Here is a 14965-nt window from a genome sequence, read left to right on the forward strand (position 1 = left end):
TCCGGTCACAGGCTGGCAATCGACTTCGGAAGGATGCCCCTGTAATGGGCAGCGACATGATTCTCGCGGCGGACGGCGGCGGTAGCGGGGCCTTCAACCTGCTCCTTCTCCTCGCCGTTCCCTTGGTCTTCTACTTCCTGCTCATCCGGCCGCAGAGCAAGCGGCGCAAGGAGCAGGCGAACATGCAGAACTCCATGGAGCCGGGCGCCCGCGTCCTGACGACCAGCGGTATCCGCGCCACCATCGTGGAGGTCGACGACGACGGCCTCCTGCTGGAGATCGCGGACGGCGTCGAGGTGCGCTTCGTCAAGCAGGCCGTCATGCAGGTCCTCAAGGACGAGCCCGAGGAGATCGACGACGAGCTCGACGAGGACGACGACCAGGACGAGGACGGCGACGGCGTCGACCTCGCCAAGGACGACACCGAGGTCGACCTGTCCAAGGACGGCGAGACCGAGGACGCCGAGCCGCTGGACGCGGAGGTGAAGGACACCGACGCGACGGACGAGGACGGCGAGCCCGAGTCCAAGCCGAAGGGGAAGGCGAAGGTCAAGGCGGACAAGTCCGCCTGACCCTCCCCAAGGCGACGACAAAGACGGGAAGTACGACGACAAGTGGCTCCGCCCAACAACGCTCCCAAGCCCGGGCGCACGCTCCTCGCGCTCTTCGCGATCATGGTGGTCCTGGCCGGCCTCGCCGTCTGGCAGGGGCAGACGAAGCCCAAACTGGGCCTCGACCTCGCCGGCGGGACGACCGTGACGCTCACGGCCAAGACCGCGAGCGGCAAGAACCCCCCGGCCTCGCAGATGGACCAGGCCGTCAAGATCATGACGCAGCGCGTCAACGGTCTGGGGGTGTCGGACGCCGAGGTCACCAAGCAGGGCAGCAGCAACATCGTGGTGAACGTCCCCGGTGAGGGGCAGAGCCGCGTCGTCAGCCTGATCGGCACGACGGCGAAGCTGCAGTTCCGCCAGGTGTACGCGGTGGCCGACGGGCACCCCTCCAACGGGGCCGCCCCGTCGCCGTCCGCCAGCCCGTCCGAGAAGAGCGGGGGCAAGACCGGCGGGGGCAAGAGCCCGTCGCCGAGCGCGTCGGCGTCCCCGTCCGGGAGCCCGTCGGCGTCGTCCACCCCGCGCGGCCGGGCGCTGTCGGGGGCCCTGACGGCCCCGACGCCGAAGCCGTCCGCCTCGTCGCCGCTGACCCAGCCGTCCGGCCAGCCGCCGGGCCAGGCGTCCGACCCCGGGCAGACCTACCCGGGCGTGACCGACAAGGCCGTCATCAAGCAGTTCGAGGCGCTCGACTGCTACAGCGGCGACCGGCACGCCGCGGGCGCGAACGACCCGAAGCGCCAGTTCGTCGCCTCCTGCGACCAGGACGAGGAGGGCGGCCAGGTCGCCAAGTACATCCTCGGCCCGGTCCGGGTCCTCGGCGAGAGCGTCGACTCGGCCAACGCGATGCCGCCGAACTCGCAGCAGGGCCAGGCCAGCTGGTCGGTCTCGCTGAAGTTCGACGGCAAGGGGACCCGCCAGTTCGGCGAGGTCACCACCGCCGCGTCCCAGGCCTACCAGCAGAACCCCTCGTCCCCGCAGGCGCAGGTCGCGATCGTCCTGGACGGGCAGGTCGTCTCGGCCCCCAGCATCCGGGAGGGCCCGATCACCGGCGGCACCGCCAGCATCGACGGGCCGCCCGACAGCTTCAACCAGCAGTACGCCGCCGACCTCGCCAACGTGCTGAAGTACGGGGCACTGCCGCTGGAGTTCACGCAGAGCTCGATCGACGAGGTGTCGTCCACGCTGGGCTCCGACCAGCTGAGCGGCGGCCTGATCGCGGGCGCGATCGGCCTCGGCCTGGTCGTCCTGTACTGCCTGTTCTACTACCGGGGCCTCGGCCTGGTGGCGGTGACCAGCCTGGTCGTGGCGTCCGCCATCACCTACGAGGCGGTGGTGATCCTCGGTGAGGGGATGGGCTTCCGGCTGTCGCTGCCGCACATCATCGGCCTGATCGTGTCCATCGGCATCACCGCCGACTCGTTCATCGTGTACTTCGAGCGGCTGCGGGACGAGCTGAGAGCCGGCCGCAAGCTGCGCTCGTCGGTCGAGAACGCCTGGAAGCGGGCGCGGCGCACCATCCTCGTCGCCGACGCCGTCACCTTCCTCGCCGCGCTGGTGCTGTACTTCCTCGCGGTCGGCGGCGTGGCCGGGTTCGCGTTCGCGATGGGCCTCACCACGCTCATCGACATCGTCGTGGTGTTCTTCTTCACCAAGCCGATGGTCGCGCTGCTGTCGCGCACCAGGTTCTTCGGCCGCGGGCATCCCCTGTCCGGGCTCGACCCGCGGCGGCTGCACAAGCCGGCGCAGAGCACCACCGCCGCCCGCACGACGAGCCAGGAGGCCTGACATGGGAACGCGTGCGGTCGTCTCCCGGATCTACCGGGGCGAGATCAGCGCCGACATCGTCGGCCGGCCGAAGATCTGGTACACGATCTCCGGGCTGCTGCTGGCGTTCTCGATCGCCGGGCTGCTCGTCCAGGGCCTCAACTTCGGCGTCGAGTTCAAGGGCGGCTCGGTCTTCACCTTCAAGGCTCCCAACGCCTCGATCGAGCAGGTGCGCAGCGCCGCCACCGACGGCGGCGTCCACCAGGTGATCGTGCAGAAGGCGGGCGGCGACTGGCGGGTGACGACCGAGAGCCTCCCCTCGGCGGACGTCACGAAGGTCAAGTCGAGCATCGCCGGCGAGCTGAGCGTCTCCGCGGACAAGGTCAGCACCCAGGTCGTCGGCGCCTCCTGGGGCGGCCAGATCCAGAAGAAGGCATGGCAGGCGCTGGCCGTCTTCATGATCTTGATCATCGCCTACCTGTCGGTGGCCTTCGAGTGGCGGATGGCCGTGGCCGCGGTGGTCGCGCTGGTCCACGACCTGGTGATCACGGCGGGCGTCTACGCCTGGTCCGGGTTCGAGGTCACCCCGGCCACGCTGCTCGGCTTCCTGACGATCCTCGGCTACTCGCTGTACGACGCGGTCGTCGTGTTCGACATGATCAAGGAGGTCACCAAGCCGCTCGGCCCGACCTCCAAGACCACCTACAGCGAGGCCGCCAACCAGGCGCTCAGCAGCACCCTGGTGCGGTCCCTGAACACCTCGCTGGTGGCGATCCTGCCCGTCGGTGCGATCCTGTTCATCGGCACCACGCTGTTCGGCGCGGGCACGCTGAAGGACCTGTCGCTCGCCCTGTTCGTCGGCATGATCGTCGGTACCTACTCGTCGATCTGCGTGGCGACGCCGCTGCTCGTCCAGTTCAAGGAGCGCGAGCCGAAGTACCGGCAGATCCGGGAGAACATCGCCCGGCGCGAGCACAGCGCCAAGCGGCAGTCCAAGACCGCCAAGGTGACGGCCGGGGCCGGGGCGTCCGGCGACGACCGGCCCGGCGACGCGCGCTCGCGCGAGGAGCCGGACGACGACGTCCCGGACGTCAGGAACACCGTCACCGTGCGGAAGGTCATGCAGACCGGGTCGCGCCAGCAGCCGAAACGCGGATCGCGGCAGCAGCGCCGCGGCGGCAAGTAGCAGCGGGAGATTCTCGAACGTGGACCTCGGCAAGCTGATCCAGGAGCGGATCCGCGACATCCCCGACTACCCGAAGCCGGGGGTGGTCTTCAAGGACATCACCCCGCTGCTGGCCGACCACGTCGCGTTCGCCGGGGTGGTCGACGCCATCGTCAACCACTACGGCCGCGGCACCATCGACAAGATCGTCGGGATCGAGGCGCGCGGCTTCATCATGGCCGCGCCCGTCGCCTACCACTTCGGCGCCGGGTTCGTCCCGGTGCGCAAGAAGGGGAAACTGCCCGCGGCGACCAACGCGGAGACCTATGATCTCGAGTACGGGAGCGAGACGATCGAGATCCACCTCGACGCGTTCGACCCCGGCGACCGTGTGCTGATCGTCGACGACGTCCTCGCCACCGGCGGGACGGCGCGGGCGGCCGCCGAACTCGTCCGCCGCGGCGGCGGCGAGGTCGTCGGCCTGTCGGTCCTCCTCGAACTCTCGTTCCTGCACGGACGCGGCAAGCTGGGGAATCTGGACGTTCATTCCCTGGTTACGGTCTAGTAGGAAATGGGTGCCGGATACACTGGCACCCATCAGGGTCCGACGGGGACGGGCGCGACCCGCGGGGCAGCGGCCACGGCGCCCGGACGGCTAAGGAGGCTGGGTGCCCGGTGAGGTGGTATCGACCGACGCGGTGAACGACGCCGCCGAGGAACGGCGCGCGTCACCGTCCGAAGCCCCGCCGCCCGATCCGGCCGAGAAGGCCGAGCCCGCCGAGACCCGGCCCGCCGGCAAGACGCCCGCTTCCCCCGCCACCGCCCCTGGCCCATCCTCCGGCGAGGAGTCCGATGAGGCCGTTCCGTCCAGGCCCACGCCGGCCACGATCCCGCCGTCCGCCGCCCGGGTGCGCCGCAGGCTCGCCAGGCTGGGCGCCCAGCGCGGCCCCACTATGAACCCGGTACTCGAACCACTGATCAAGACGGTCCGCAACACGCATCCGAAGGCGGACCTCCGGCTCATCGAGCGCGCCTACGACGTGGCCGCGCACTACCACCGGCACCAGAAGCGCAAGAGCGGCGACCCCTACATCACCCACCCCCTCGCGGTCGCCACGATCCTCGCCGAGCTCGGCATGAACACCGAGACGCTCTGCGCGGCGCTGCTGCACGACACCGTCGAGGACACCCCCTACACCCTCGACCAGCTCAGCTCCGAGTTCGGCGACGAGATCGCCGCGCTCGTCGACGGCGTCACCAAGCTCGACAAGGTCAAGTACGGGGAGGCCGCCGAGGCCGAGACCGTCCGCAAGATGGTCGTGGCGATGTCCCGCGACATCCGCGTCCTGGTGATCAAGCTCGGCGACCGGCTGCACAACATGCGCACGCTGCGCTACATGCCGCGGCACAAGCAGGAGAAGAAGGCCCGCGAGACCCTGGAGGTGTTCGCGCCGCTCGCGCACCGCCTCGGGATGAACACGCTGAAGTGGGAGCTGGAGGACCTCGCGTTCGCCACGATGTACCCCAAGCGGTTCGACGAGATCGCCCGGCTGGTGTCCGAGCGCGCCCCGCGCCGCGACGTCTACCTGCAGGAAGTGATCGAGAACGTCTCCACCGACCTGCGCGAGGCCCGGATCAAGGCCACCGTGACCGGCCGGCCGAAGCACTACTACTCGATCTACCAGAAGATGATCGCGCGGGACGTCTCCTTCGACGACATCTACGACCTGGTCGGCATCCGGGTCCTCGTCGACAGCGTCCGCGACTGCTACGCCGCCCTCGGCTCGATCCACGCGCGCTGGAACCCGGTCCCCGGCCGGTTCAAGGACTACATCGCGATGCCGAAGTTCAACATGTACCAGTCGCTGCACACGACGGTGATCGGCCCCGAGGGCAAGCCCGTCGAGCTGCAGATCCGCACCTGGGGCATGCACCGCCGCGCCGAGTACGGCGTCGCCGCGCACTGGAAGTACAAGGAGGAGACGGTCGGCGGCCGCAAGGCCGGCGACATGCAGTGGCTCCGCCAGCTCCTCGACTGGCAGAAGGAGACCGCCGACCCGGCCGAGTTCCTGGAGTCGCTCCGCTTCGACCTGTCGGTCTCCGAGGTGTTCGTGTTCACCCCGAAGGGCGACGTGATCGCGCTGCCGCAGGGCGCGACCCCCGTCGACTTCGCGTACGCGATCCACACCGAGGTCGGGCACCGATGTATCGGCGCCCGCGTCAACGGCCGCCTCGTCCCCCTCGAATCGACCCTCGACAACGGCGACACCGTCGAGGTGTTCACCTCCAAGTCGCAGGACGCCGGCCCGAGCCGCGACTGGCTCGGCTTCGTCAAGAGCGCCCGCGCCCGCAACAAGATCAAGCACTGGTTCTCCAAGGAGCGCCGCGACACCGCGATCGAGTCCGGCAAGGACGCCATCGCCCGCGCCATGCGCAAGCAGAACATGCCGCTGCAGCGGATGATGTCCGGTGAGGCGCTGCTCGCCCTCGCCCGCGACATGCGCTACCCGGACGTCTCGTCCCTCTACGCGGCCGTCGGCGAGAGCCAGGTGTCGGCGCAGCACGTCGTCCAGCGGCTCGTGGACGCGCTCGGCGGCGTCGAGAGCGCCGAAGAGGACCTCGCCGAGATCGCCCTGCCGACCCGCCGCAAGCGCAGCCGCCCCGCCGGCGACCCGGGCGTCGTCGTCGCCGACGACGCGGACGTGTGGGTCCGCCTGTCCCGCTGCTGCACCCCGGTCCCCGGCGACGACATCGTCGGCTTCGTCACCCGCGGCCACGGCGTCTCCGTCCACCGCGCCGACTGCGCCAACGTCGAGAGCCTGAGGGCGCAGCCGGACCGCCTGATCGACGTCAAATGGTCGCCGGGCGAAGACTCGGTCTTCCTCGTCGCCATCCAGGTCGAGGCCCTCGACCGCCCCCGCCTCCTGTCGGACGTGACCCGCGTCCTCTCCGACCAGCACGTCAACATCCTGTCGGCGTCGGTCACCACCACCCGCGACCGTGTGGCCGTCAGCCGGTTCACCTTCGAGATGGGCGACCCGAAGCACCTGGGCCACGTCCTGAAGGCCGTCCGCTCCATCGACGGTGTCTACGACGTCTACCGCACCACCAGCGGCGCCACGACGTAGACCGGCGCCCTCCGCCGCGGTCGCCGGCGGAAACCCGACGTCCGTGGTGGTGACGCGGCAAGGGCGGCCGCCGGGTGGCGGCCGCCCTTGGATACGCGGGTCAGTTCCCGGTGGGGGCGTCCTCTTCTTCGGGGATCACGTCCACGCCGGCCTCCGCGCGCTGCTGCGGGGTGATCGGGGTCGGGGCGGCGGTCAGCGGGTCGTAGCCGGACGCTGCCTTGGGGAAGGCGATCACGTCGCGGATCGACTCCTGGCCGGCGAGGAGCATGACCACGCGGTCCCAGCCGAAGGCGATGCCGCCGTGCGGGGGCGGGCCGAACTTGAACGCCTCCAGCAGGAACCCGAACTTCGACTCCGCCTCCTCCTTGGAGAGGCCGAGCACGTCGAAGACGCGCTGCTGCATCTCCGCGCGGTGGATTCGGATGGAGCCGCCGCCGATCTCGTTGCCGTTCAGGACGAGGTCGTAGGCGTTCGCGAGGGCGCCGCCGGGGTCGTCGTGGAAGGTGTCGGCGAACTCCGGCTTCGGCGCCGTGAACGGGTGGTGCACGGACGTCCAGCCGATCTGCTCGCCCTTGCCGTCCTCGACGGGCTCGAAGATCGGCGCGTCCACGACCCAGACGAACTCCCAGGCGGACCCGTCGATCAGGTCGCGGCGGCGGCCGATCTCCAGGCGGGCCGCGCCGAGCAGCTCCTGCGTGGCGTGCCGCTTGCCGGCGCCGAAGAAGATCGCGTCGCCGGGGGCGGCGCCGGTCTTCGCGGCGAGCCCCTCCTTCTCGGTGCCGGAGAGGTTCTTGGCCACCGGGCCGCCGAGGGTGCCGTCCTCCTGGACGAGGACGTAGGCGAGGCCCCGCGCCCCGCGGGCCTTGGCCCAGTCCTGCCAGCCGTCCAGCTCCTTGCGGGTCTGGGACGCACCGCCGGGCATGACGACCGCGCCGACGTAAGGGGCCTGGAACACGCGGAACGACGTGGCTGCGAAGTACTCCGTCATGTCGGTCAGCTCGTTGCCGAAGCGCAGGTCGGGCTTGTCGGAGCCGTAGCGGGCCATCGCGTCCGCGTAGGTGATGTGGGGGATCGGCCGGGGGATCTCGTAGCCGGCGACGTCCTTCCAGAGGCGGGCCACGAGGTCCTCGCCGACCTTGAGGACGTCGTCCTGGTCGGCGAACGACATCTCGATGTCGATCTGGGTGAACTCGGGCTGCCGGTCGGCGCGGAAGTCCTCGTCGCGGTAGCAGCGGGCGATCTGGTAGTAGCGCTCCAGGCCGCCGACCATGAGGAGCTGCTTGAACAGCTGCGGCGACTGCGGCAGCGCGTACCAGTGGCCGGGCTTGAGCCGGACGGGGACGAGGAAGTCGCGGGCGCCTTCGGGGGTGGACCGGGTGAGGGTGGGCGTCTCGACGTTGACGAAGCGGTGCTCGCGCATCACCTCGTGCGTCAGGAACGATGCCTCGGAGCGGACCTTCACCGCGCGGGCGACGGACTCGCGGCGCAGGTCGAGGTAGCGGTACTTGAGCCGGATCTCCTCGTTGACGTTGACGTCGCCCTCGATGGGGAACGGCAGCGGCGCCGCGTCCGACAGCACCTCGATGTGCGCGGCGGCGACCTCGATGTCGCCGGTGGGCAGCTCGGGGTTCTCGTTGCCCTCGGGGCGGACGCGGACCTCGCCGACGACCTTGACGCAGAACTCCGCGCGCAGGTCGTGAGCGGCGTCCTCCTCCCGGAAGACGACCTGCGCGGTGCCGGACGCGTCCCGCAGGTCGATGAACGTGACGCCGCCGTGGTCGCGGCGGCGGCCGACCCAGCCGGCCAGCGTGACCTGCTGCCCGGCGTGCTCCTTGCGGAGCGCGCCCGCCTCGTGGGTGCGGATCATTTGGAGAGCCTTTCCTTCAACGTCGTGGTGAGGTCGGTGAGCGGGACGGCGGTCTGCCCGCCCTCGGCCAGATCCTTGACCTGGGCGACGCCGTCCGCGATATCTCGCTCCCCGAGGATCACGGCGTAGCGGGCGCCGGAGCGGTCCGCGTCCTTCATGGCGCCCTTCAGCCTCTTGCCGCCGAACGCCATGTCGGCGGCGATCCCGGCGCGGCGCAGCCCGTCGACGATGGCGAACATCCGGCGTTCGGCGGTGTCGCCGAGCGCCACCCCGAACGCCTCGCAGCGGGGCCGGACGGTGAACGCGGCGCCCTCGGCCTCCTGCGACTCGGCTTCGAGGGCCAGGATCGTGCGGTCCAGGCCGAGCCCGAACCCGATGCCGGGCAGCGGGGGGCCGCCGATGTCCTCCGACAGCCCGTCGTAGCGGCCGCCACCGCCGATGCCGGACTGGGCGCCGAGCAGCGGGTGGTCGAACTCGTAGGTGGTGCGGGTGTAGTAGTCCAGGCCGCGGACGAGGGTGGGGGTGTCCTCCCAGGCGATGCCGAGGTCGGCGAGCAGTTCCCGGACCCGGTCGTGGTGCGCCTTGCATGCGGGGCACAGGTGGTCGGCCATCAGAGGCGCGCCGGCGAGCTGCTCGCGCACCCTCGGGCGCTTGTCGTCCAGGACGCGCAGCGGGTTGATCTCGACGCGGGCGCGGGTGTCGTCGTCCAGGTCGAGGGCGCGCAGGAAGTCCTGCAGCAGGGCGCGGTAGGCCGGACGGCACTCCTTGCAGCCGAGCGAGTTCAGCAGCAGCCGCACCCGGGTCAGGCCCAGCGACCGGTACCAATGGGACGCGATCGCGATCGTCTCGGCGTCGACCTGCGGGTCCTCGCTGCCGATCGCCTCCAGGTCGAGCTGGTAGAACTGCCGGTAGCGGCCCTGCTGCGGGCGCTCGGCGCGGAACGCGGCACCGGTCGTCCACACCTTCACCGGCAGCGCGCCCTTGTGCAGGTTGTTCTCCAGGACGGAGCGCAGCACTGACGCGGTGAACTCGGGGCGCAGCGTCAGCGACCGGCCGCCCCGGTCCTCGAACGTGTACATCTCCTTGGACACCACGTCGGTGGACTCGCCGACGCCGCGGCGGAACAGGTTGGTGTCCTCGAAGACGGCCAGTTCCAGGTAGCCGTAGCCGGCGAGCCGCGCCTGCTCGGCGAACGCCTCCCTGATGGCGTAGAAGAGGTCCGCGCGCGGCGGGACGTATTCACTGACCCCTTTGGGGGCCCGGAAGCTCGAACTCATGGTCTCTCTGGTCAGAATCCCTTGGTGGGCCCGTCCGCGGGAACCAATTCCGCGAGGAACGGGTTGGTCGCGCGCTCGCGGCCGATTGTGGTCTGCTCGCCGTGCCCGGGCAGGACGGCCGTCTCGTCGGGCATGGTGAGGCACACCCGGGACAGGCTGGCGAGGATCTCCTCGTACGATCCGCCCGGCAGGTCGGTGCGACCGATGGACCCGGCGAACAGCAGGTCGCCGGTGAACATCACGTCCGGGACCTGCTGCGCCTGCGGCGTCCGGAACGTCACCGACCCGGGCGTATGGCCCGGCGCGTGGTCGACGGTGAAGCTCAGCCCGGCCAGCTCCAGCACCGAGGCGTCGGCCAGTTCCCGCACGTCGTCCGGCTCCGACAGCTCCAGGCCGCCGAACATCTGCTGCCCGGCGCCGAGCGACAGGCCCTTCGCCGGATCGGTGAGCAGGTCGCGGTCGTCCGGATGGATGTAGGCGGGGACGTCCTTGGCGCCGCAGACCGGGGCCACCGACCAGACGTGGTCGAGGTGGCCGTGCGTGAGCAGCACCGCGACCGGCTTCAGCCGGTGCTCGCGCAGGATGTCCTCGATTCCGGCCTCGGCGTCCTGGCCGGGGTCGATGACCACGCACTCCTCACCCGCGGCGGGCGCCACGACGTAGCAGTTCGCGGCGAACGATCCAGCGGGGAACCCGGCGACGAGCACGGTCGTCCTTCCTTGGAGCCATCTCGGGTGGGCGTGTCCGAAGGGTACCGGCGCGGCCGCGGCCACCGCGAACGAGATAGCGCGTTCGCCGTGTCGCGCCGGGCGCCGCGATCGCGGGAAAGCGCTCCCTGAACGCGGCGGCGCTTTTACTCGCGGGTACCGCTACTATGCGCTGCACGTTCACCTGATCACACCGGAAGGGCGAAGCACGTGGCGGGGAAGGACCGCAAGAAGCAGCTCGCGCGCCGGCGCTACGAGCGCCAGCAGCAGCGGCAGGCGCAGGAGGCGGCGAAGGCGCGCCGCCTCAAGATCATCAGCGCGGCCGCCGCGGTGGCGGTCATCGTCGTCGGCGGCGCCGTGTTCATGGTGGTGACCGGCAAGGACGACAAGTCCACGGCGGCCGGGCCGAAGTGCACCTACAAGGCCGCCCAGCAGGACGGGGCGCCCAAGAGCATCGGCACTCCGCCGGCCAAGCCCGCGCACACGGGGATCGTCCAGTCGACGGTGAAGCTCGGCCAGGGCGAGGTGGAGATGCAGCTGTACGGCGGGAAGGCGCCGTGCACGGTCAACTCCTTCACCTACCTGGCGCAGAAGAACTTCTTCGATAAGACCGAGTGCCACCGGCTGACGAGCGGCGGGCTCAGCGTCCTGCAGTGCGGCGACCCGACCGCGTCGGGGTCGGGCGGGCCGGGCTACCAGTTCGCCAACGAGAACACCGACGGCGCCATGTACACCGAGGGCACCCTCGCCATGGCGCACAGCAGCCAGCCGGACTCCAACGGCAGCCAGTTCTTCATGGTCTACAAGGACTCGCAGCTCCCGCCGGACTACACGGTCTTCGGGAAGATCACCAAGGGGCTGGACGTGCTGCAGAAGATCGCCAAGGCGGGTTCGGAGCCGAAGGGCGACGGCAAGCCCAAGAAGAAGGTAGAGATCCAGGACGTCACGATCGCCGGGAAATAGGCGAACGGGATACTAAGGTGTGGAGGGTCCGGAAGGCGCGAGTCGTCCGGACCCGCGATTCAGGAGGCAAGGGTGTCCAGCGCGACCGATCCCTGGGGCCGGGTGGACGAGGACGGCACCGTGTACGTCAGGACGGCCGACGGCGAGCGGGTAGTCGGGTCCTGGCAGGCCGGTGCGCCCGAAGAGGCCCTGGCCTACTTCAAGCGCAAGTACGACGCGCTCGTCACCGAGATCGGCCTGCTCGAACAGCGGGTCCGCACCACCGACCTGCAGCCCGCCCAGGCCCAGCAGAGCATCGACCGCCTCCGCGAGGCCGTCTCCGAGGCGCACGCCGTCGGCGACCTCGACGCCCTCGGCCGCCGCCTGGACGGCCTGACCGAGCGGGTCGGGCAGCGCCGCGAGGAGGTCAAGGCGCAGCGCGAGCAGCACCGCCACGAGGCCCGCGAGGTCAAGGAGCGGATCGTCGCCGAGGCCGAGCGCATCGCCGCCGAGGAGACGCACTGGAAGAACGGCGGTGAGCGGCTGCGCCAGCTCGTCGAGGAGTGGAAGGCCGCCGACCGCATCGACCGCCCCACCGAGACCGCGCTCTGGAAGCGGCTGTCGTCGGCCCGCAACGCCTTCACCAAGCGCCGCAAGGTCTACTTCGCGACCCTGGACGACCAGCGCGAGGAGTCCCGCCGGGACAAGGAGCGCCTCGTCGTCGAGGCGGAGTCGATGTCCGGCTCCACCGACTGGGGCGAGACGGCCGCCGCCTACCGCGACCTGATGCGCCGCTGGAAGCTGGCCGGGCGCGCCTCCCGCGACGCCGAAGAGGACCTGTGGTCCCGGTTCAAGGGCGCCCAGGACACCTTCTTCCAGGCCCGCAGCGCCGCGTTCGCCGAGCGCGACGCCGAGTTCCGCGGCAACGCCGAGGAGAAGGAGAAGATCCTCGCCGAGGCGGAGCGGCTGCTGCCGGTGCGCGACGTCCGGTCGGCGCGGCAGGCGCTGCGCGCGGTCCAGGAGCGCTGGGAGGCCGCCGGGATGGTCCCCCGCGACCAGCGCGACCGCCTCGAAGGCCGGCTCCGCAAGATCGAGGAGACCGTCCGCTCCGCCGAGGAGAACGAGTGGCGCCGCACCAACCCCGAGGCCCGCGCCCGCGCCGAGGCCACGGTCGGCCAGCTGCGCGGCTCCATCGAGCAGCTGGAGAAGCGCCTCGGCAAGGCCCGCGACGCCGGCCGCGAGAAGGACGCCAAGGAGGCCGAAGAGGCCCTCAGCGCCCGCCGCGCGTGGCTGGAGGAGGCCGAACGCACCCTCGCCGAGTTCTCGTGACCCCCTAGGCCGTCCGGCCCAGGAAGGCGAGCATCCTGGTCTGCTCGTCGGCTCCGCGCGGGGCCGGGAGGGGCGGGGCCAGGTCGCCCTTGGCCCGGAGCGGGGCGGCGACCACCTGGGCGGTCGCGAAGGCGTGGTGGACGAGGTCCGGGTCCAGGCGGGACGGCTGGCCCGTCGCGCGGGCCAGGTCCCAGGCGTGCACCAGCGGCTCCAGGATGTAGGCCTCCAGGTAGTCGCCCAGCGGCAGCTCGCCCAGGCCGCCGAACGGGATGAGACGGCCGAGGGCGTCCGGGGTGAGGGACGCCGCGCACTCCTTGCGGGCCGTCCGCCAGCTCATCAGGACGTCGCCCTCGACGAACCGCGCCGGGTCCCCGTTGACGTCCGGCTGGGGTTCCCCAGCGGCCAGCGCCCGGACCAGGGACTGCCCGCCGGTCACGTGGCCGGCGACGTCCCGGGCGGTCCACGCGTCGCAGGGCGACGGTGCGTCCCACCCGTCGCGGGGGACGCCGGCCACCAGGCCCTCGAAGAGGTCGAGGGCCCGGTGGTAGCCGCTGAGGTTGTGAGCCATGGTGGTCAGTGACCCGCGATCCGACCGCGCTGTCAAGCGCTATCGCGAAGCTCGCCTGCCCGGGATCACGCCGCCCGGGATCACACGGCGGGGCGGCCCCGCTCCCGCAGCATCGCGTTCATCTGCGTGATCTCCGCCCGCTGGCCCTCCACCATCGTGCGGGCCAGCCGCCGCACCCGGTCGCGGCCGGTGCGGGCGAGGACGGCCTCGGCCATCCCCACGCCGCCGCGGTGGTGGGCGATCATCAGCCGCAGGAACCCGACTTCGGCGGCACGGCCGGCGGCCTGCTTGAGGTCCGCCAGCTGCTCGCGCGTCGCCATGCCCGGCATCGCGGCGCCACCGCCCCCGTGGCGGCCCCCGTGCCCCGACATCCAGCGCATGTGCCCGGAGGGGTCGGTCTTCGGCAGCCCCCACTCGTCCAGCCAGGCCGTCATCATGCCGATCTGGGCGGACTGGGTGTTGATGATGTCGAAGGCCAGCAGCCGGACGGCCGGGTCGCCGGTGCGGTCCCGGACGATGAACGACATCTCCACCGCCTGGGCGTGGTGCGAGCTCATGTCGCGGGCGAACCCGGCCTCGGGGCCGTCCGTGCCCGGCTCCTCCGAGCGGAAGGCGGCGCGCCCCACCAGGACGGCGCTGGCGAGCAGGACGAGGACCGCGAGGACGACGGTGACGCGCCGTCCCCGCGGTGCCGCGGGGACGGCGCTCACGGCGTCCCCGCTCACGGGGTGTCCTTGCCGCCCGAGCAGGCCGCGCCGGGCTCGGGCGTCTGGGGGCCCTTCACGAAGGCGCGCAGGAACTCGTCGACGCGGGGGTCGGAGGCGTTCTGGAGCTTGAGCTGCTTGCCCCAGGCGGTGAGCGTGACCGGCGAGTCCTCGGACGGGTAGGGGCTCAGCAGCGTGTAGTCGGTGCCGCTGACCTTGCTCTTGAGGGACGCGAGCTGATCGGCGGCCAGGCCGGGCCTGTAGGTGATCCACACGGCGCCGTGCTCCAGGGCGTGGACGGCGTGCTCGTTCTGGAGCGGCGCGTCGTAGACGTGGCCGTCGCAGTTCTGCCAGACGGGGTTGTGGTCGCCGCCCATCGGCGGATCGGTGTCGTACTCGACGGTCCCGGCGACGTGGCCGCGGCCGAGCCCGTCCTTGGTCACCAGGCCCTTGATCGAGTCGTCGGCGGACGACGGCCTGGTCTGGAGGTACGCGTAGCCGATGGCGATGACCGCCACCAGGCCGATGACGGTGAAGAAGGCGATGCCTCCCCACGGGACCTCGCGCTGGGTCAGGACGTTCTTGGCGGTCTTGTTACGGGCGCTCTTGGACATGAGAGCGGTCCTCTCAGGGGCTGTGGTCCAACACGGACATGAGCGCAGCGCCGTATCCCGGCAAGGGTGATACGGGCGTGCGCGGCCTTACGGCCGGTCCGTCACAGCCGGAGAACCTGGAGTGCGGGAGCGAACGAGGGTGCGGGGGCGGCATCGGCCGGTGGCGCGAGCGTCCAGCCGATACGCGGAGACAGGGACCGGAGCGGCCTGCGCCCTGCGGCGGCCACCCCGAGGAGGATGAGGGCGAAGAGCACGGCCAGGCACAGGCATGCGTCCATGGGCGCCGGGG

At 71.1% G+C, this 14965-nt stretch carries 14 protein-coding genes; 7 read left to right on the top strand and 7 right to left on the bottom strand.

Going from position 1 to position 14965, the window contains the following annotated elements; translation table 11 throughout:
- The first annotated feature begins 44 nt into the window (after window positions 1-44).
- From yajC to E1293_RS09780, 5 genes are all read left to right on the top strand, one after another.
- A complete protein-coding gene (gene yajC, locus E1293_RS09760; RefSeq protein WP_132196106.1) occupies window positions 45-572 on the top strand; it encodes a preprotein translocase subunit YajC in 528 nt (175 codons plus the stop codon).
- Window positions 573-614: 42 nt separating this feature from the next.
- Entirely contained in the window at window positions 615-2396 is a 1782-nt protein-coding gene (gene secD, locus E1293_RS09765) for a protein translocase subunit SecD (protein ID WP_341770180.1), read from the top strand.
- A gap of 1 nt (window position 2397) precedes the next feature.
- Window positions 2398-3561, top strand: coding sequence for a protein translocase subunit SecF (gene secF, locus E1293_RS09770; RefSeq protein ID WP_132196108.1), 1164 nt, complete (start codon window positions 2398-2400; stop codon window positions 3559-3561).
- A 19-nt stretch (window positions 3562-3580) separates the two neighbouring features.
- Window positions 3581-4105 carry an adenine phosphoribosyltransferase gene (locus tag E1293_RS09775; RefSeq protein WP_132196110.1) on the top strand — a complete coding sequence of 175 codons (525 nt, stop codon included), beginning with the start codon at window positions 3581-3583 and terminating at the stop codon, window positions 4103-4105.
- A 103-nt stretch (window positions 4106-4208) separates the two neighbouring features.
- Window positions 4209-6668, top strand: coding sequence for a RelA/SpoT family protein (locus E1293_RS09780; protein WP_424923612.1), 2460 nt, complete (start codon window positions 4209-4211; stop codon window positions 6666-6668).
- Window positions 6669-6768: 100 nt separating this feature from the next.
- On the opposite strand, the gene aspS is transcribed toward E1293_RS09780, so the two are convergent.
- The 3 genes from aspS to E1293_RS09795 are packed head-to-tail and all read right to left on the bottom strand — an operon-like array spanning window position 6769 to window position 10519.
- Window positions 6769-8535, bottom strand: coding sequence for an aspartate--tRNA ligase (aspS, locus tag E1293_RS09785; protein WP_132196112.1), 1767 nt, complete (start codon window positions 8533-8535; stop codon window positions 6769-6771).
- Window positions 8532-9812 (bottom strand): histidine--tRNA ligase, encoded by a 1281-nt coding sequence (gene hisS / locus E1293_RS09790; RefSeq protein WP_207938757.1) that lies wholly within the window; start codon window positions 9810-9812, stop codon window positions 8532-8534. The genes aspS and hisS overlap by 4 nt, the downstream gene beginning before the upstream one ends.
- 11 nt (window positions 9813-9823) lie before the next feature.
- Complete coding sequence (locus tag E1293_RS09795) at window positions 9824-10519, bottom strand: MBL fold metallo-hydrolase (RefSeq protein WP_132196114.1); 696 nt, start codon at window positions 10517-10519, stop codon at window positions 9824-9826.
- Between the two features lie 210 nt (window positions 10520-10729).
- On the opposite strand from E1293_RS09795, the gene E1293_RS09800 reads away from it, so the two are divergent.
- Window positions 10730-11482, top strand: coding sequence for a peptidylprolyl isomerase (locus E1293_RS09800; protein ID WP_132196116.1), 753 nt, complete (start codon window positions 10730-10732; stop codon window positions 11480-11482).
- Between the two features lie 72 nt (window positions 11483-11554).
- Complete coding sequence (locus tag E1293_RS09805) at window positions 11555-12790, top strand: DUF349 domain-containing protein (protein WP_132196118.1); 1236 nt, start codon at window positions 11555-11557, stop codon at window positions 12788-12790.
- A gap of 4 nt (window positions 12791-12794) precedes the next feature.
- On the opposite strand, the gene E1293_RS09810 is transcribed toward E1293_RS09805, so the two are convergent.
- The 4 genes from E1293_RS09810 to E1293_RS48530 all read right to left on the bottom strand — a co-directional run.
- The gene (locus tag E1293_RS09810) at window positions 12795-13358 is read right to left on the bottom strand and encodes a TIGR03086 family metal-binding protein (protein ID WP_132196120.1); all 564 of its coding nucleotides are present in this window, start codon (window positions 13356-13358) and stop codon (window positions 12795-12797) included.
- Between the two features lie 80 nt (window positions 13359-13438).
- Window positions 13439-14083: a DUF305 domain-containing protein gene (locus tag E1293_RS09815; protein WP_132196122.1), complete on the bottom strand. Its 645-nt coding sequence runs from the start codon at window positions 14081-14083 to the stop codon at window positions 13439-13441.
- Entirely contained in the window at window positions 14080-14676 is a 597-nt protein-coding gene (locus E1293_RS09820; RefSeq protein WP_132196124.1) for a DUF3105 domain-containing protein, read from the bottom strand. The genes E1293_RS09815 and E1293_RS09820 overlap by 4 nt, the downstream gene beginning before the upstream one ends.
- 101 nt (window positions 14677-14777) lie before the next feature.
- Window positions 14778-14965: hypothetical protein (locus E1293_RS48530; protein WP_207938758.1), on the bottom strand; the 188-nt coding region annotated here is incomplete at its 5' end.

Source organism: Actinomadura darangshiensis (assembly GCF_004349235.1).
Classification (GTDB): domain Bacteria; phylum Actinomycetota; class Actinomycetes; order Streptosporangiales; family Streptosporangiaceae; genus Spirillospora; species Spirillospora darangshiensis.

Coding starts and splice junctions, on each gene's coding strand:
- aspS (WP_132196112.1), bottom strand. CDS start 8,535: ATGATCCGCACCCACGAGGCGGGCGCGCTCCGCAAGGAGCACGCCGGG.
- yajC (WP_132196106.1), top strand. CDS start 45: ATGGGCAGCGACATGATTCTCGCGGCGGACGGCGGCGGTAGCGGGGCC.
- E1293_RS09810 (WP_132196120.1), bottom strand. CDS start 13,358: ATGGCTCACAACCTCAGCGGCTACCACCGGGCCCTCGACCTCTTCGAG.
- secF (WP_132196108.1), top strand. CDS start 2,398: ATGGGAACGCGTGCGGTCGTCTCCCGGATCTACCGGGGCGAGATCAGC.
- hisS (WP_207938757.1), bottom strand. CDS start 9,812: ATGAGTTCGAGCTTCCGGGCCCCCAAAGGGGTCAGTGAATACGTCCCG.
- E1293_RS09820 (WP_132196124.1), bottom strand. CDS start 14,676: ATGTCCAAGAGCGCCCGTAACAAGACCGCCAAGAACGTCCTGACCCAG.